The sequence below is a fragment of the [Ruminococcus] torques ATCC 27756 genome (assembly GCF_000153925.1).
Lineage (GTDB): Bacteria > Bacillota > Clostridia > Lachnospirales > Lachnospiraceae > Mediterraneibacter > Mediterraneibacter torques.
In genome coordinates this window covers 47,979-64,519 of sequence record NZ_DS264376.1, presented here as the reverse complement: position 1 = coordinate 64,519, position 16,541 = coordinate 47,979, and the positions used below count along the sequence as shown (strand labels likewise).

Annotated in this window: 18 protein-coding genes; all 18 read right to left on the bottom strand. The window is 44.1% G+C overall.

Annotation, left to right across the window (positions count from 1 at the left end; all coding sequences use genetic code 11):
- Positions 1-24 precede the first annotated feature (24 nt).
- Positions 25-654 (bottom strand): cytidylate kinase-like family protein, encoded by a 630-nt coding sequence (locus tag RUMTOR_RS11335; RefSeq protein ID WP_004848033.1) that lies wholly within the window; start codon positions 652-654, stop codon positions 25-27.
- Positions 655-669: 15 nt separating this feature from the next.
- Positions 670-1,380 carry an ABC transporter ATP-binding protein gene (locus RUMTOR_RS11330; RefSeq protein WP_004848031.1) on the bottom strand — a complete coding sequence of 237 codons (711 nt, stop codon included), beginning with the start codon at positions 1,378-1,380 and terminating at the stop codon, positions 670-672.
- An 11-nt stretch (positions 1,381-1,391) separates the two neighbouring features.
- Complete coding sequence (locus tag RUMTOR_RS11325) at positions 1,392-2,150, bottom strand: ABC transporter ATP-binding protein (RefSeq protein ID WP_004848029.1); 759 nt, start codon at positions 2,148-2,150, stop codon at positions 1,392-1,394.
- Positions 2,150-3,217 carry a branched-chain amino acid ABC transporter permease gene (locus tag RUMTOR_RS11320; protein ID WP_004848027.1) on the bottom strand — a complete coding sequence of 356 codons (1,068 nt, stop codon included), beginning with the start codon at positions 3,215-3,217 and terminating at the stop codon, positions 2,150-2,152. Before RUMTOR_RS11320 ends, RUMTOR_RS11325 begins: the two co-directional genes overlap by 1 nt.
- A 12-nt stretch (positions 3,218-3,229) precedes the next feature.
- Positions 3,230-4,114 (bottom strand): branched-chain amino acid ABC transporter permease, encoded by an 885-nt coding sequence (locus RUMTOR_RS11315; RefSeq protein ID WP_004848026.1) that lies wholly within the window; start codon positions 4,112-4,114, stop codon positions 3,230-3,232.
- Between the two features lie 238 nt (positions 4,115-4,352).
- Positions 4,353-4,997, bottom strand: a complete 645-nt coding sequence (locus RUMTOR_RS11310; protein ID WP_004848025.1) for a cytidylate kinase-like family protein — start codon at positions 4,995-4,997, stop codon at positions 4,353-4,355.
- 89 nt (positions 4,998-5,086) lie between these two features.
- Positions 5,087-7,237 carry an ABC transporter permease gene (locus RUMTOR_RS11305; RefSeq protein ID WP_004848023.1) on the bottom strand — a complete coding sequence of 717 codons (2,151 nt, stop codon included), beginning with the start codon at positions 7,235-7,237 and terminating at the stop codon, positions 5,087-5,089.
- Complete coding sequence (locus tag RUMTOR_RS11300) at positions 7,234-7,998, bottom strand: ABC transporter ATP-binding protein (protein WP_009320018.1); 765 nt, start codon at positions 7,996-7,998, stop codon at positions 7,234-7,236. Before RUMTOR_RS11300 ends, RUMTOR_RS11305 begins: the two co-directional genes overlap by 4 nt.
- 127 nt (positions 7,999-8,125) lie before the next feature.
- On the bottom strand, positions 8,126-9,118 hold the full coding sequence (locus RUMTOR_RS11295) for a sensor histidine kinase (RefSeq protein WP_004848019.1): 993 nt from the start codon (positions 9,116-9,118) through the stop codon (positions 8,126-8,128).
- Positions 9,115-9,807, bottom strand: coding sequence for a response regulator transcription factor (locus RUMTOR_RS11290; protein ID WP_004848017.1), 693 nt, complete (start codon positions 9,805-9,807; stop codon positions 9,115-9,117). Before RUMTOR_RS11290 ends, RUMTOR_RS11295 begins: the two co-directional genes overlap by 4 nt.
- A gap of 27 nt (positions 9,808-9,834) precedes the next feature.
- Complete coding sequence (locus tag RUMTOR_RS11285) at positions 9,835-10,257, bottom strand: GNAT family protein (RefSeq protein ID WP_004848015.1); 423 nt, start codon at positions 10,255-10,257, stop codon at positions 9,835-9,837.
- Positions 10,258-11,016, bottom strand: coding sequence for an SseB family protein (locus tag RUMTOR_RS11280; RefSeq protein WP_004848013.1), 759 nt, complete (start codon positions 11,014-11,016; stop codon positions 10,258-10,260).
- 77 nt (positions 11,017-11,093) lie between these two features.
- Positions 11,094-11,492 (bottom strand): diacylglycerol kinase family protein, encoded by a 399-nt coding sequence (locus tag RUMTOR_RS11275; RefSeq protein ID WP_004848010.1) that lies wholly within the window; start codon positions 11,490-11,492, stop codon positions 11,094-11,096.
- 16 nt (positions 11,493-11,508) lie between these two features.
- Complete coding sequence (locus tag RUMTOR_RS11270) at positions 11,509-13,092, bottom strand: ABC1 kinase family protein (protein ID WP_004848009.1); 1,584 nt, start codon at positions 13,090-13,092, stop codon at positions 11,509-11,511.
- Positions 13,093-13,094: 2 nt separating this feature from the next.
- The gene (locus RUMTOR_RS11265; protein WP_004848007.1) at positions 13,095-13,418 is read right to left on the bottom strand and encodes a phasin family protein; all 324 of its coding nucleotides are present in this window, start codon (positions 13,416-13,418) and stop codon (positions 13,095-13,097) included.
- Positions 13,419-13,528: 110 nt separating this feature from the next.
- The gene (locus RUMTOR_RS11260; RefSeq protein WP_004848005.1) at positions 13,529-14,086 is read right to left on the bottom strand and encodes an inorganic diphosphatase; all 558 of its coding nucleotides are present in this window, start codon (positions 14,084-14,086) and stop codon (positions 13,529-13,531) included.
- A gap of 105 nt (positions 14,087-14,191) precedes the next feature.
- Entirely contained in the window at positions 14,192-14,614 is a 423-nt protein-coding gene (locus RUMTOR_RS11255; protein ID WP_009320019.1) for a hypothetical protein, read from the bottom strand.
- A 173-nt stretch (positions 14,615-14,787) separates the two neighbouring features.
- On the bottom strand, positions 14,788-16,416 hold the full coding sequence (locus tag RUMTOR_RS11250; protein WP_004847999.1) for a Na/Pi cotransporter family protein: 1,629 nt from the start codon (positions 16,414-16,416) through the stop codon (positions 14,788-14,790).
- Between the last annotated feature and the right edge of the window lie 125 nt (positions 16,417-16,541).

Genomic DNA, 16,541 nt, shown 5'->3' with positions numbered 1-16,541 from the left:
GTCTCTTGAAGCTATTCTTTTAAGTTATAAGGTTTCGCCAAACCGTACTTTTATATACGCTTTGATCTCTTCTACGCATTTCTCAAATCCGAGTTTTCCACTGTTCAGACACAGATCGTAATTTCTTGCATCGACCCATTCATGACCTGTATGGTATCTGTAAAAATCACCTCTGTACTGATCTGTTTTCTCAATATATTTCTGCATCTCTTTTTCCGTCATGCTGTGACGTTCCATTGAACGATCCAGACAGAACTTTCTGTCTGCATGCACGAATACGCTGACTACATTCGGATAATCTTTTAAAACATAATCTGCGCATCTTCCGACAATAACGCACGACTCTTTTGCCGCAAGCTCTTTGATCACCTTTGCCTGATAATTGAACAGGTTATCGTCCGAAGTAAACTCTCTGTCTTCCGGCGGGATCAATCCGCCCTCATACGGACGGCTCAAAAGCTTAAACCATCCTGCCCTGCGCACCTTTTCGTCCGACATACCAAACAGTTTTTCATTGATTCCGCTGTCCTCGGAAGCCATACGAAGGATCTCTCTGCTGTAGCAGTTGATGCCAAGTTCTTTTGCAAGCATCGCCCCGATCGTTTTCCCTCCGCTTCCGTACTGTCTTGAAATTGTGATGACGATATTTCTCATTAAAACACGCCTCCTTTACTCTCCGAGATAAGCCTTTTTAATCGAATCATCTTCCAGAAGTTCTTTTGCATCTCCCGAAAGGACGATCTTTCCTGTCTCCAACACATATGCTCTGTCGGCGATCGAAAGAGCTTTCTTCGCATTCTGTTCTACAAGAAGGACTGTCGTTCCGCTTTCGCTCACCGCACGGATAATATCAAAGATTTCATTTACCATGATCGGAGAAAGTCCCATCGACGGTTCATCCATTAAAATAATCCTCGGTTTGGACATAAGCGCGCGCCCCATAGCGAGCATCTGCTGTTCGCCGCCGCTTAATGTTCCCGCCATCTGGTTTTTACGTTCCTGCAAACGCGGAAAACGCTTATAGACACTTTTTAATGTTTCTTCAATCTCCGCCTTATCTTTTCGTGTATAAGCGCCCATTCTCAAATTCTCATAAACGCTTAATTCTGCGAACACTCTTCTTCCTTCCGGTACATGCGCCATCCCCATAGAGACGATCTTATGAGCCGGAGTTTTTGTAATATCTTTTCCTTCAAACAGCACCTGTCCGCTCTTCGGGGAGATCAGACCTGTAACTGTATGCAGCGTCGTCGTCTTTCCCGCGCCGTTTGCTCCGATCAAAGCGATGACCTCTCCTTGATTTACTTCAAAAGAAATGCCTTTGATCGCCTGGATCATACCATAATATACTTGTAAATCTTTTACTTCGAGCATTGCCATAACGATTCCCCCTATTCTCCAAGATATGCGGTAACAACCTGCGGATCGTTCAAAACATCCGACGTTTTACCTTCACAGAGCACCTCTCCGAAGTTGAGCACCGTCAACTTCTCGCAAATGCCGCTTACCAGTTTCATATCATGTTCGATCAAAAGGATCGTCATATGGAATTTTTCTCTCACAAAACGGATCATGTCCATCAATTCCCCCGTCTCGTTCGGGTTCATGCCCGCAGCGGGCTCGTCGAGCAGCAAAAGCTTCGGTTCTGTCGCCATCGCTCTGGCGATCTCAAGCCTTCTTTGCTGTCCGTACGGAAGATTAGAGGCGGCAACATGCGCCACATCTTCCAGATTGAACACTTTCAAAAGTTCCATTGCCTGCTCATCCATCTCTTTTTCCACTTTTCTGTAACCGGGAAGTCTTAAGACTCCCGAAAGAGTAGAATAATGATGTTTATTGTGAAGTCCTACTTTCACGTTATCAAGAACACTTAACTGCTTAAACAGCCGGATATTCTGAAATGTACGGGCGATTCCCGCCTTATTGATCTCAATCGTGTTTTTCCCTGTAATATCCGTTCCGTCCAGCAGCACTTTTCCGCTGTCCGGCTTATATACTCCTGTAAGAAGGTTGAATACAGTCGTCTTTCCCGCGCCGTTCGGACCGATCAGTCCGTACAGAGCTTCTTTTTCAATCGAAATGTCAAACCCGTTTACCGCACGGAGACCGCCAAATGAAATCCCGAGATTTTTAACTTCCAGTAACGCCATTATTTTACAGCCTCCTTTTTCTTCTTTCCGAAAGAAAGATATTTTTCTCTCCACTCGATCGCTTTCGGCGCCCAGTTAAAGAGCATCATGACAATGAGAACGATCGCATAGATCAGCATACGGTAATCTGACAATCCACGGAGCATCTCCGGAAGAAGTGTCAGGATCACTGCCGCTATGATCGAACCTCTGATATTTCCGATACCGCCCAAAACGACAAAGACAAGGATCATGATCGACATATTATAACCGAAGTTGTTTGTATTCGCCGTCAGCGTAGACAGATTGTGAGCGTAAAGCACGCCTGCCGCTCCTGCCATCGCCGCAGATATCGTAAACGCCATCAGTTTATATTTTGTAATATTAATACCGACTGATTCCGCCGCGATACGGTTGTCACGGATCGCCATGATCGCGCGTCCGTCTCTTGAATGGATCAGATTAAGCACGATAAACAACGTAATCAGAATCAGTATAAATCCGATAAAAAACGTCGCATCTTTCGGCGTTCCCGTAATCCCCTGCGGACCGTTAATGATAACCTTTCCGTCCGGTTCCATATTCAGCGCCATCACATCTTTTGTCGAAAAATGAAAACCGTTGGAATCTTTACCTATATACAATACGTTTACGAGGTTTTTAATGATCTCTCCGAATGCCAATGTCACGATCGCCAGATAGTCGCCTTTCAGACGCAGAACCGGAATTCCGATCAGAATGCCGAAGATCGCAGCAGCCGCAATTCCGATCAAAAGAGCCAGAAAGAAGCGCAGTGAAGCCGATTCGATCGTATCTCTCATGCATTTTGAAAAGAATGCACTTGCAAACGCGCCGACACACATAAAGCCCGCATGTCCGAGGCTCAATTCTCCAAGTACGCCGACTACGAGGTTCAGCGACACAGCCATAATAATATAAATACAAAGCGGAACCATCAATCCTTCAAGAAGGCTGGAAATACTTCCGGCGTTGATCAGTGACTGCATGATCACAAATGCCGCGATAACAAGAGCATATGTGATGATATTATTTTTTGTAGTTTTTTTCATATTTTTTAATTTATCCATCGCTCTGATCACCTACACTTTCTCTTGAATTTTCTTACCTAACAAACCTGTAGGTTTCACAAGAAGCACAATGATAAGTACCGCGAATACGATCGCATCCGCCATCTGTGACGAAATGTATGCTTTTCCGAAAATCTCGATCACACCGAGCAGAATTCCTCCGATAAACGCTCCCGGTATCGAACCTATTCCTCCAAATACAGCCGCTACGAACGCCTTAATACCCGGCATCGCTCCTGTATACGGCGTCAGGCTCGGATATGCCGAACACAAAAGCACACCTGCAACAGCCGCCAGCGCCGACCCGATTGCAAACGTAAGAGCGATCGTTCCGTTTACATTGATTCCCATAAGCTGAGCCGCGCCTTTATCTTCCGATACAGCGCGCATTGCCTGACCCGGCTTTGATTTCTGCACGAACAGCATCAGTACGATCATGATCACTACACATGCCGCGATCGTCACGATCGTCTCCCCTGAAATGTTCAGCTTGCCGCCTGCCAAAGACAAACCTTTCCACTTAATAACCGACGGAAACGTCTGTGCGTTCGCCCCGAATACGAGAAGCGCCGTATTCTGGAGAAGGTAGCTTACGCCGATCGCCGTGATCAATACGGCAAGTGAAGACGATGCGTTACGCAGCGGTTTGTACGCGATACGTTCGATCAAGATTCCGAGTACCGTACACACGATTACAGCGGCAACGATCGCAAGGATCGGCGACATCCCCGCCTTCATCATCGTGATCAGCGCCATATACGCACCGATCATAATAACGTCGCCATGGGCGAAGTTCAGCATCTTCGCAATCCCATAAACCATCGTATACCCAAGCGCTATGATCGCATAGACACTTCCAAGACTGATTCCATTAATCAAATACGATATAAAACTCATGTCTCATTCCCTTTCATTTCTCTTATTGTTCCGATAAACGATCTCTTCTCTGTTTATCATGATTAATAAGGATTATACCACAAAAAATATAGGATTATCAATAAGAAAAAACGAGTACGCTCGGTTTTTTTCACGTACCCGTTTTTAACTGCTTTATTTTGTATCTATCCGGCTTTTTCTTCCGAAATAAAAACTCCCCTGCATGACGTGTCATTCATTTTACATATATGCCGGCATTTTATGACTCGACGTCTCTCCCGGCATCCCATTTGCGGTAAATAGCTTCGAGAGCATCCACCGCTCCGTCGATCCCTAAAAGACTCGTATTAAACATCATGCTGTTCGACTCGATTCCACCCCATTCGCGGCCGGTCCTTGCCTCATAATAAAGCTTCCTTTCGCGGTCTGTCTTTTTGATCTTATCTGCCGCCTGCTTTTCGTTTAGTTCATAAAGCTTCATGATTCTGCGGATACGATCGTCCTTATATGCATAAATAAACGTATTGATGCAGTTTGAATAATCTCCGAGGATATAATCCGCACATCTTCCGACAAAAATTCCCGGACCTTTCTCCGCAAGTTTCCTTATGATCGCCGACTGCCTGTTAAAGACGAGATCACTTAGAGGTTCTCCCGACTCGTCTCCGCTCATAAATGCAGTATAGTTTCCTGTACTGACTATATATGCCGTGAGAAATCTTCCGAGAATCGTCTCGTCTACCTGCGTCGCATCTTCACTGCTGATCCGAAGCTCCTGCGCCGCCATGCGGATCAGATTATGATCGTAAAGCGGAATGTCAAGCCGTTCTGCCAATCGATTTCCTACTTCATGCCCGCCGCTTCCGAATTGCCTTCCGATCGTGATAATCGTGTGTTTCATCATATGTGCCACTCCTCTCTGCGGATCGCTGTATTGATATACTCAAGTATAACATTGTTTCCCGGGTATGAATAGAAATTTATTGATTTTTTCTATTTTTCCTTACTGCTTATGATCGTATAATAGCTTTTTGACGTTACGACATAAACAAGTACATAGAAGAGTGCAAACACGAGATAACATCCGATCGTCACGATCACAAATACTTTCGCTTCCACGCCTGACATAAGCATCAGTATTTTCTGAATCATCGGAAATGCAAACGCAAGATGAATTCCCGCCATGATCAGAGGCATGAAAAATACAGTAAGCACCTGAGAGTTGATCGTCTGCTTCACTTCTTTCTTTGTCATTCCCACTTTCATAAGAATATTAAAGCGATCCTGATCTTCATATCCTTCGGAAATCTGCTTGTAGTACATAATCAGCACAGTACCGAACAGGAATACCGCTCCGAGAAGCACTCCGAGGAAAAACAATCCGCCGTTGAGCGCAATGAAATCTCCTTTACCGTACGCTTTACTGTCCGCATAATAATTTGCCAGCGAATCTCCCATCCGATTGCCCTGTTCATCTGCCGCTTCGGATATATGCTCAAAAGATTCCAAAATATCCTTGTAAATCTCTATCTGTTTTTCTTCATCACATTTCAGATCAAAGTCATAACATTCTTTCAGGGAAAGCAGGTACAATGTTCCGTCCTGCAAAGGTTTTGCATTGATCGTTTCGTACGCAGTCGCTATTTTTTCGATCACAGACAAATCTTTTACAACAACCTGATATGACCCCTGCATATTCGCCATGGCGTTGCCTACCCCTATCGGAGGTTCTTTCATTGTCTCTACTTTCCATGTTCCGACGCCGTCGATCGTAAAGGAATCATACTCATAATCTGTTTTATATGAGTAGAGCATCATCTCATCTTCAGCCAAAGTCTTGTCTGTGCCTTTCAGTTTGTTGTAATCATCCATTGTTGTAAAATACATCGTCTTCACAGATCCTGACATCCCTGCATTAATCGAGGAAATCTCCCCTTTCATCTTTTCAAAATCAATACTTAAAACATCGTCTGACTGTACTCCGGAAAGAGAGTAAAGATTATAATTTTCCAAGTTCTCAGCCTTTACTTTATGAGATTCAAGCACCTTTTCCACAGCCTCTTTATACGTCATGGTCATCTCCGGCGTCAAACGCTGCACTACGCTGTCTTTTAATTCTGTATCTGTTCCGTCCTCATTTTGCGGAAGGGATGTTTTCCCGCTCCACTCGATCGTGATGTCATGTGGATAACGGTTTCTGATCGACGATTCCGTATCTGCATAAATACACATCGTAGACGAGATCGTCACAAGCACCATCGTAGATAAAATACAGATCGACGCCAGACCCGCTCCGTTTCTCTTCATTCGGTAAACCATCTGTGACAAAGATACAAAGTGTCTCGTCTTATAATAATACTTTTTGCTCTTTTGCAGCAGCTTGCAAAGAGCGACCGAACCTGCAATAAACAGAAGGTATGTGGCAATGATCACCATAACAACCGCGAGAAAGAATACAAGCATCGCAGTTGTCGGATCGATGATCTTCACAGCCAGATAATATGCTCCGGCAAGGATCACCGCTCCCGCAAATGCAAAGAGCCAGTTTGCCTTCGGCGGTTTTTCGCCGACATTCTCACTTCTGAGCATCTCAATCGGACGAAGTTTATATACCGACACAAGCATGCGGATCATAATAAGCAGAAAGATCGCAAGAAACAGACCGACTGTCATAAGGATCGGCTTCATTTCTATATGAACTCCGAATCCGGTCGCCCCGTCAAGAAGCTTAATTGCCAGAAGTTCCGCAAGTTTTGAGAACAGAATTCCGAACACGATTCCGATAACCAGAGAAATCACGGCAGTCAGTATATTTTCCCACAAAAGAATTCTTACCAGATTACGTTTGCCCATCCCGAGAATATTATATAATCCAAGTTCTTTCTTCCTTTTCCTTATAAGAAACGAGTTCGTATAATACAGAAAGATCAATGCGAATACCGCAACTACAAACACTCCCATAGAGAGCAGTCTCTGAAGCATTTCCCCGCCCCGGATAGACGCCAGTTCTTTACTTATCGACAGAAAAGAAACGATATAGTACATCATGATCATACAGATACATGTCAAAATATACGGAAAATACAATTTTCTGTTTTTTGAAATGCCTTCCCCTGCCAGCCTGATATAAAATCCTTTTTTCATCGTCTGTCACCACCTGTCGCAAGCATCGTCAGCGTATCCGAAATCTTCTGATAAAGTTGTTCGTCCGTCATCTGACCTCTGTATACCTGATGGAACACTTCTCCGTCACGGATAAACAAAACGCGTCCGGCTTTGCTCGCCGCTTTCACTGAATGAGTTACCATAAGGATCGTCTGACCTCCTGCGTTGATCCGCGCAAACAATCCGAGCAGTTCGTCTGTTGAACGAGAATCAAGCGCTCCTGTCGGCTCATCTGCCAGGATCAGCCGCGGTTCTGTGATCAGCGCCCTTGCAACAGCGGCTCTTTGTTTCTGACCTCCGGAAATTTCATACGGATATTTTTCAAGAAGCGCCGAAATACCAAGTTCCTTTGCAATCGGCTGCAGCTTTGAATCCATATGCTTACAATTTTCACCTTTCAACACAAGAGGGAGCAAGATATTGTCCTTCACATTAAACGTATCCAACAAGTTAAATTCCTGAAAAACAAATCCAAGATTGTCGCGCCGAAACTGTGCGATATCTTTGTCTTTTATAGAAGACAACGGTTTGCCGTCAAGAAGGACTGTTCCTTCCGTCGGTTTATCCAAAGCCGCCATAATATTAAGAAGCGTCGTCTTACCTGAGCCGCTCTCTCCCATGATCGCCACATATTCTCCTTCTTCCACAGAAAAGTTTACACAGGATAATGCCTGCACCTGATTGCCGCCGAAACGCGGTCTGTATATTTTCTTCAAATTTTTGACATCTAAAACTGCCATTTCATACATCCTCCTCTTTTTTACTTGATAGTGAAAGTATAACAAAAGAGCCGGAATGCCAACATCGAATTTGGTGACATTCCGGCCCGCCTATGTGACAAATTTGTAAGGCATTTCCATGCAGCCTTTATTCAACTTCTAACGGATAGGACGACAGATCGATCGTAAAGCTGCTTCCCTTTCCTACAGTTGACTGCGCCGTCAGCTTATGTCCCAGCTTATCCGCCGCCGTCCGGCAAAGGTAAAGTCCTATTCCTGTAGATTTTTTATCCAGCCTTCCGTTATATCCGGTATAACCTTTTTCAAAAATACGGGGAAGATCTTCAGGTGAAATACCGATTCCCGTATCGCTGATACTAAGCTGCTTTTTCTCTCTGTCTACCGTGATCGTCACATTTCCGCTTACCGTATATTTTACTGCGTTCGACAAAAGCTGCTCAATAATAAACACAAGCCATTTTTCATCTGTGAGAACGCAGATATCCGTTCCTTCGTATATGACCCTAAGTTTCCTTCTGATCAACTGTCCCGCATACTTTCGGATCGCTTTTCGGATCATATCATCCAGAGGATATTCTTTGATCACAAGATCGGACGCACCTTCTCCTAAACGCACGTAACAAAGCGCCATTTCCACATACTGTTCTACCCGGAACAATTCTCCTGTAAGCTCTCTGTTGATCGGAGTATCTTCCTGTTGAAGCAAAACCCGCATCACTGCGATCGGAGCTTTGATCTGATGTACCCATGTCGCATAATAATCATTCATATCTTTTCTGGCTGCCTGCCATTCTTCCCTCTGCTTTCTGTACTCTTCTTCGGATCTAAGCAATATCTTCTGATATTCTCTTTCCGTCATACAGTCCGGTTTTGGCAGACTTTCCGATACGATACCGCCGGTCTCACTGATCTGAAAAAGACGTTTGTACTTTTTCTCCCGTCTCAGATACCCTAAAACGAAAAACAGAATCCCAAACACCGCGCTTAAAAGCACGGGATATACCGCCGCTTTAAGCTCCACTTCGTACAACGCAAAACAGAGTACGAAAGCGCCCCCGCTCAAAATAAACCAAATCCACATATAACGGCAGTCATACAGATAGCCTAAAAATCGTTTCATTCGCTCACCTGCCGTTCCTGTCTGATAATATAACCTTCTCCGACTTTTGTGGAAATAAAATCCGTAAGTCCCGCTTTGTCCAGTTTTCTGCGCAGTCTGGCGATATTGACCGTCAACGTATTTTCTTCAATATAATTATCCGTCTCCCACAGCCGGGTCATCAAAGTATCTCTGCTTACGAGACGGCCTTTATTTTCCATCAGTGTCTGAAGAATACGAAATTCATTTTTCGTAAGATCGATCTTCTCCCCATTATAAGTAAGCGACGCGTCATTCAAGTTCAGTATTGCTCCCTGATGCTCAAGAACCGGTACTTTTCCGGACAGGTCGTATGTTCTGCGAAGTACCGCCTGGACCTTCGCCGTCAGCACACTGAGATCGAACGGCTTCGGAACAAAATCATCTCCTCCCATATTCACAGCCATGATAATGTTCATATTATCAGCCGCCGAAGAAATAAAAATTACCGGTACGTTCGATATTTTCCTAATCTCGCTGCACCAGTGGTACCCGTTGTAAAATGGCAGAGTAATGTCCATAAGAACAAGATGCGGGTCAAATTCCGCAAAAGTTTCAAGTACGTTTTTAAAATCCTGAACGTACTGCGCGTCGTTTCCCCACATCTTCATCTCTTTTTGGATTGCCTGCGCCATTGTCAAATCGTCTTCAATAATCAGTATTTTATACATGCCGCCGCTCCCTTTATTCGTCTTTTTTCAGTCAAGGATCTTCATCATCAGATCTCCGTCTCCGCTTGTCGTAAATCCTGTTTTCTCATAAAATCCCGCCATCAGTTCCTTGTACTGCGCCGGACCTGTATAACCAAGCGGAGCAAGATCATAACCTGTCGGAGCATAGATTAAAGTAATCCCTTTTTTGCCAAGCTCTGTCACGATCTCATTCATACATGCCGTTCCATAGCCTTTCCCACGCAGTCCGAAATCTGTCAGGTAAAATTCAATGACTCTTACTTTCGTCCTGTTTTCCATCACGTATTCCATATGAAATACGGACAATCCTTTCTCGTACACGTCGACCGTTTTCGGCATATATTTAAACTCCAATATATGTCCGCTCTTATCTGTAAGATCGACTGCCCTGAAATATTCTTTTCTCAAATACACTACTAATTCTTCCATTTACTCTCTCTTTCTTCGTGCCACCTGAAGCTGCACATTCACTCCGAGAGGATTCAGCACAACGCCTTTTACATCTTCCATCAGCAATTCTGCGATCTTTTCCCCCGGAACAACTGCCGATCTGACCGGTCTTCCTTTCGTGAACTTCTGAAATTCCAGCACATCCGTAAAAACAGGCTGATACAGCGAACCGTCTTTTTGCTTCAGTATCGGAATCTGACCGTTCTCTTCAACAGGAATCAAAAACGTTCCCTTTCCGTAATGAGCCAAAAGTTCTTCCTGAAGTTCTTTTAATTCTTCCGTCATCTGCGGCTGCTCCTGTTTTCTAAGTTCCTGCATAAAATAAGCCGCCGTCAGATGGAGCGCCGGGTTTTCCACGATCTGCTTTCCTTCCGGAAGTTCCTTCGGTATATTTCTCGTTACCAGATCTGAAAGCTGAACTGTAATTTCCATATCTGTTCCGCTGTTGACCGCCAGTGCGTTTACTCCCATTATATAAAGACTTGTGAAAAAAGGAAGCAGCTGCTCTTTCGCAAGCTTTGCCACAGCGCTTACATATTTTTCATCAAGAAGCTTACGCGCCTTGTCTTTTGCATCTTCCATCTGATAATAAAGGAAGATCTCATCGTCAAATGTCTCCTCGTCACATTTTACAAACGGCATCTTTGTCGCTGCCGACATAATAACATATAATTCACCCGGATTGCGCAGAGCCGCCAATGTCTCCTGTTTTGTCACTTTTGTTTCTTTCTCGCTCATTTTCAGCTTTTCCTTTCCTGTCTTCTCTCACCTTTGTCTGTCCTGATGCATTTTGAGTGTCTGTCAATAATAATACACTATCTCTTTGATTTTATCAATTCTAACAAATATGGAACAAAAATAATGCATCCGATGATCGCTGCGGCGATCGCCGATACAAGAACCGCCCCTGCCGCTGTATCTTTCGCGATCTTCGCCAATGGTTTTTTCTCCTTAGTCACAAGATCTACCACCGCTTCCAACGCCGTATTCACAAGCTCCAGCGACAGGATCAGACCAAACAACAGCAAACAGATGCACCACTCGACAGGTTTAATATGAAGAAAAGTTCCGGCAACGGTTACCGCAATCACTGCCAGACAGTGGATCTTCATATTTCTTTCTTTACGGATTCCGGTCCGGATTCCTTCAAAAGCATACCCAAAACTTTTATTCAGAGGATTTTTTCTGTTGTTTTCGTTTCTGTTTTTTTCCATTACTTTGTACCTGATTTTATTTTCTCGAAAAAATATGTTTGATAAATACGTATAGTACGATCAAAAACGCAAGAATATATCCGATCGCCCCAAGCGCCGGAATGCCGAGTATTTTCGGACTCATATCTGTCGTACAGATAATACTTGAACTGATCAGAAGCGCCATGACCCACAAACCCATAACAATGTTTCTTACAAGTCTGCGCAGCAGAAAGGCAAGATCATCCGATGCCCGCAGATCAAGATTCACCTTTGCCTGTCCTTTTAAATATCCCGCCATCATATCAGACACCATCGACGGGATATCCAACGCCTTTCGCATCGATTTCACTGCGCTTTTTCCGCTGCTTTTCAATTCTTTTTTCCAGTCAAAATTACGGAAAAAATCTCCCGAAATACGGGCGGCGGCAATTTCCGCCATATTAATATCAGGCGCGATCGCTGCCAGAACTCCTTCCATATGGGTCAGGCCTCTCGCCAAAAGCGTCAGCCCGTGAGGCATTCTGATCTTATTGACTTTCATCACATCCATCAGATCAACCGTAACTTCCCCGACATTGATCTTGCCCATATCTTCATGACCGTACTTCAACATCAGTCCTTCGATACCTTCGTATAATTTTCTCTGATCCGGACGCTCTTTAAATTCTCCCAGACCGAGCACTGCCTGCCGGATCAAACCGATATCGTTTAAAGCGATCCCTTCGATTGCCTTGCCAAGCATCTCTCTGTCACGCTCCGTAAGCCGCCCCATCATTCCCATATCGATCCATACGATCTTGCCGTCTCGTATCTTTACATTTCCCGAATGAGGATCTGCATGAAAAAATCCGTCGTCCATCACCTGTTTAATGTAGTTATCGACAAGTTTGCTGCCGATCTCCTTAAGGTCATATCCCTCTTCCTTCAGCCGCTCCTTATCGTCTACCGCACATCCATCGATGTATTCCATAACAAGTACATGGACAGTCGTATACTGCTGATATAATTTCGGTGTTCCGACAAAATGAACGTCTTTGTTTCTCCTTGCGAATTCTTCCATATTAGATGCTTCTGTAAGAAAGTTCATCTCGTCTCTCGTCACAGTCCACAATTCGTCTAAAACGAGATCAAAATCAGCCATATTTTTCAAACTGACAGGCGGCATTAATTTGATCGCTTTGCGAAGAAGCTCGATATCCCTTGCCATCTTTTCATAAATTCCCCTGCGCTGGACTTTTACGACAACTTCTTCTCCGCTTTTTAACGTGGCGCGATGCACCTGCGCGATCGACGCCGCCCCCTGACAAGATTCATCTATATGGGAGAAAACTCTTCTCCACGACCGCCCGTAAGATTCTTCTATGACCGATAAAACTTCCTCAAACGGCATCGGTTTTACATCTGAACAAAGCTGCATCAGCTCATCGCAATAACGCTTCGGTAAAATATCAGAATGCATCGCCATGATCTGACCGAGTTTAATAAATGTCGGTCCGAGATCTTCTATGATTTCCCGAAGCTTTAAAGGCGTCACTCCCTTTGTAATACTATGTTTGCGGAGCACAGCCACAATTTCCTTCAGCCTTGAATTATATTCCATCGGTTCTATACTGCTCATAATTATGCTTCATCCGGCGCAGTTTCGCTCGCTTCTTCTTTTTTCAGGATCTGCTCTTTCAAAGCGGCAATCTGCTCCGGCGTCATCTTATCAAGAAGATCCGAAAGTTCCTCTGCCGATGCCGGTTTCAGCGCATTCACCTTCTCTTTTACTGTCTTTTTCACATTGTGCTTTAACTCTTCATTCAGCACTTTTCCCTGCTCTACTGTCAGTTCTCCCTTTTCTACCATTTCATCAAGAAGATCTTTTGACTTTTCGGCAGTAACGGCAACTGCTCCGATCCCTGCCAGAAAGATCTTTTTCAAATTATCACTGAGTTTATCCATAATCGCCTTCAGCTCCTTTCAGCCGGCCTACATTTCGTACGCCTCTGTGCTTTGATACTACGTTTATTGTTCTGCCTTACTCTATCTTTTTATTCTTCTTATTATTCTTATTATTCTGTTGTTTTATCAGACTCGCCCGAACCGTATTTCTCTTTATAGCGGTCGATGCATTCTTCGATGATCTTTACTGCGCCAAGCGCGCCTTCAAACTCGTCCACCGCCGTTCTCTTACCTTCCAGATCTTTGTATACGGTAAAGAAATGTTTGATCTCTTCAAAAATATGTTTTGGAAGCTCGGAAATATCCGTATACGCCTCATATGTAGGATCTGCCCACGGAATCGCTATGATCTTCTCATCTCCCGCTCCTCCGTCTGTCATCTTCATAACGCCGATCGGATAACATCTTACAAGAGTCAAAGGCTCAAGCGGCTCTGAACACATCACGAGCACATCGAGCGGATCGCCGTCGTCTCCGAGGGTTCTCGGGATAAATCCGTAATTCATCGGATAATGCGTTGACGTATACAAGATTCGGTCAAGGATGATATACCCTGTTTCTTTATCTAATTCGTATTTTTTCTTGCTTCCTTTTGAAATCTCGATCACCGAGATAAAATCTGTCGGAAAAATCCTTTCCTCACTGATATCATGCCATATACTTCCCATACTAACCTCCTCACTATTCCCGCATATCAGACGCGCCGTGTTCTTACAGATCCTGTCCGGCTATTTGCTCTGCGGAAACGTCCTGTTTAAATTCATAATATGATTTTACCTCTTTCCGTTGATTCCGTCCAGTATTATATCTCCGTCTTGATAGCGAATCTGAAACAATTCTTCTTTTTCCCCTATCTCTTCCCTTCTTAAATAAACATGAAAGCGAACCAAATCAATATCTTCTCCTAAATCTACCGAAAACTTCGTTGTGCGAAATGAGTTTTCTTCGTATTTTTGAACAACTTTTTCCGCAAATGCTTCTGCATCTTTGATTTCATCACAATTCGCCGCAACGGTCAGATCATACACATTATTTTCACATCGGCTCGCCACAACATCCGGTTCGTTTCCCTCCTGCATCTGCGCGTGACGCATCACCCATATCACAATACACAAAACTGCCGCCGCGCAAAAAATCAACGCCGGAATTTTTCCTGCCGCACCCCTGCATCTTCTCTGATCTCTTTTTCGCTTCACTTTGCATCACCTGTCTTTTTCGTCAATATTTGTATCACTTTTACAACCGATTATATAATCTGTTTTTGCCGGAATCAAGAAAATCGGTTGAAAATATGAGACATTTTTATAACAGATGATTTTCACATATAAAAAAGACACCCCACTTCCTGTGAGATGTCTTCTCTTCTATTCTATTCCATTTCTCTGTACTGCTGTGCGATATTCAATGCGTGATCGCCCATTCTTTCAAAATCTGTCAGTATTTCAGAAAAGACGATACCGCTTTGCGGCTTACATTTTCCTTTTTTCAGACGCTGCATCTGCTTTTTAAAATACTTATCCCGCATATCGTCCGTTTTCTGCTCTATGATAACTGCCTGACTTAGTATCCGTTCTACATTTTCGGAAGTTACTTCTTTCAGATTATCAAGCGCCGCAATACACTGCGCTTTCATCTCATTGAGTTCTTCTTTAACCGTATCTGAAAAATCAATCTCCCATTTTCTCATATCGTCGCCATATTCTGCAAGATTGACAGCATGATCTCCGATCCGTTCCAGATTGCTTATAATCGCATAATATCCGTTGATCTTTCTCGAATCTGACATATTCATCTCGCTTGCCATAAGTGAAACGATATATTCGGATATGCCTTTATTGAGGAAATCAATATATTCTTCTCTCTCAGACACTTTTTTGCGAAGTTTCTCATCATATTGAACAAGCGAGTCAAACGAGTCGCTTATATTTTTCGCCACCATATCTCTCATTCTGTTAACTTCATCACGAACCTGTGACACTGCCACCGCGCTGTGGCCGATCGCATAGGAAGATTCAAACGGACGGATATATTTCAGGCGAAGGTCTTCATCGTCTGCCTTTTTGCTGTCCGGAAGAATGCGAACCGCTATATTCGCCATATGTGTTCCAAACGGAAGAAGCAGCAGTGTCGTCACGATATTAAAGACTGTATGGGCATTTGCGATCTGCGCCACCGGATCTCCGGGCGTCATCGCTTCGATCCATGTCACATACGGCGTCACAAGACAGATCACCGTAAATAATACCGTGCCGATTATATTAAATAACAGATGGATAACCGTCGTACGCTTTGCATTTACCTTCATTCCGATCGATGCCAAAACTGCCGTGATACATGTTCCGATGTTTTGTCCGAACAAAACGAACACCGCGCTTGAGAGCGGGATCATACCGGTAGACGCAAGCGCCTGCAAAATACCGACCGATGCAGAAGATGACTGGATCACTGCCGTAAAAAGCGCGCCTACCAAAATACCGAGAAGCGGATTGTCGAACTTCGTCATCAGACTGATAAACGCTTCCGACTCTTTCAAAGGCGACATTGCCGCCCCCATCATATCCATTCCCATAAAAAGAATACCAAGTCCGGCAAAAATACTGCTGATATGATGTACCTTTTCACTTTTGATAAACATGATCGCTCCTACGCCTGCGATCGCAAAAAGCGGAGCGATCGCTCCGATATCAAGAGCAATGAGCTGACCTGTAATCGTCGTTCCGATATTGGCTCCCATGATCACCCATACCGCCTGTTTTAATGTCATCAATCCTGAATTTACAAACCCTACTACCATGACCGTCGTTGCAGAAGACGACTGAATGACCGCTGTGATGGCTGCTCCGACAAGCACACCTTTTATACGGTTCGATGTCAGTTTTTCAAGGATCGACTTCATCCGGTTGCCGGCTGCTGCTTCCAATCCCGTGCTCATCATCTGCATTCCGTATAAAAACAATGCAAGACCGCCGAGCAAAGCAAGTACGTCTGTTATTCCCATTCCATTTTTCTCCTTTTGTAAATCGTCTTATTTTTTCTATATTCTGTTTTTCTTTATACACACGTCTGCTTCGACGCGCTTTTTTAAATTAACATCCGCCAACCGGTATGTCAATTCCATTTTAC

Coding starts and splice junctions, on each gene's coding strand:
- RUMTOR_RS11250 (WP_004847999.1), bottom strand. CDS start 16,416: ATGGGAATAACAGACGTACTTGCTTTGCTCGGCGGTCTTGCATTGTTT.
- RUMTOR_RS11335 (WP_004848033.1), bottom strand. CDS start 654: ATGAGAAATATCGTCATCACAATTTCAAGACAGTACGGAAGCGGAGGG.
- RUMTOR_RS11295 (WP_004848019.1), bottom strand. CDS start 9,118: ATGAAACGATTTTTAGGCTATCTGTATGACTGCCGTTATATGTGGATT.
- RUMTOR_RS11325 (WP_004848029.1), bottom strand. CDS start 2,150: ATGGCGTTACTGGAAGTTAAAAATCTCGGGATTTCATTTGGCGGTCTC.
- RUMTOR_RS11280 (WP_004848013.1), bottom strand. CDS start 11,016: ATGAGCGAGAAAGAAACAAAAGTGACAAAACAGGAGACATTGGCGGCT.
- RUMTOR_RS11315 (WP_004848026.1), bottom strand. CDS start 4,114: ATGAGTTTTATATCGTATTTGATTAATGGAATCAGTCTTGGAAGTGTC.
- RUMTOR_RS11305 (WP_004848023.1), bottom strand. CDS start 7,237: ATGAAAAAAGGATTTTATATCAGGCTGGCAGGGGAAGGCATTTCAAAA.
- RUMTOR_RS11285 (WP_004848015.1), bottom strand. CDS start 10,257: ATGGAAGAATTAGTAGTGTATTTGAGAAAAGAATATTTCAGGGCAGTC.
- RUMTOR_RS11320 (WP_004848027.1), bottom strand. CDS start 3,217: ATGGATAAATTAAAAAATATGAAAAAAACTACAAAAAATAATATCATC.
- RUMTOR_RS11300 (WP_009320018.1), bottom strand. CDS start 7,998: ATGGCAGTTTTAGATGTCAAAAATTTGAAGAAAATATACAGACCGCGT.
- RUMTOR_RS11330 (WP_004848031.1), bottom strand. CDS start 1,380: ATGGCAATGCTCGAAGTAAAAGATTTACAAGTATATTATGGTATGATC.
- RUMTOR_RS11265 (WP_004848007.1), bottom strand. CDS start 13,418: ATGGATAAACTCAGTGATAATTTGAAAAAGATCTTTCTGGCAGGGATC.
- RUMTOR_RS11290 (WP_004848017.1), bottom strand. CDS start 9,807: ATGTATAAAATACTGATTATTGAAGACGATTTGACAATGGCGCAGGCA.
- RUMTOR_RS11260 (WP_004848005.1), bottom strand. CDS start 14,086: ATGGGAAGTATATGGCATGATATCAGTGAGGAAAGGATTTTTCCGACA.
- RUMTOR_RS11310 (WP_004848025.1), bottom strand. CDS start 4,997: ATGATGAAACACACGATTATCACGATCGGAAGGCAATTCGGAAGCGGC.
- RUMTOR_RS11275 (WP_004848010.1), bottom strand. CDS start 11,492: ATGGAAAAAAACAGAAACGAAAACAACAGAAAAAATCCTCTGAATAAA.
- RUMTOR_RS11270 (WP_004848009.1), bottom strand. CDS start 13,092: ATGAGCAGTATAGAACCGATGGAATATAATTCAAGGCTGAAGGAAATT.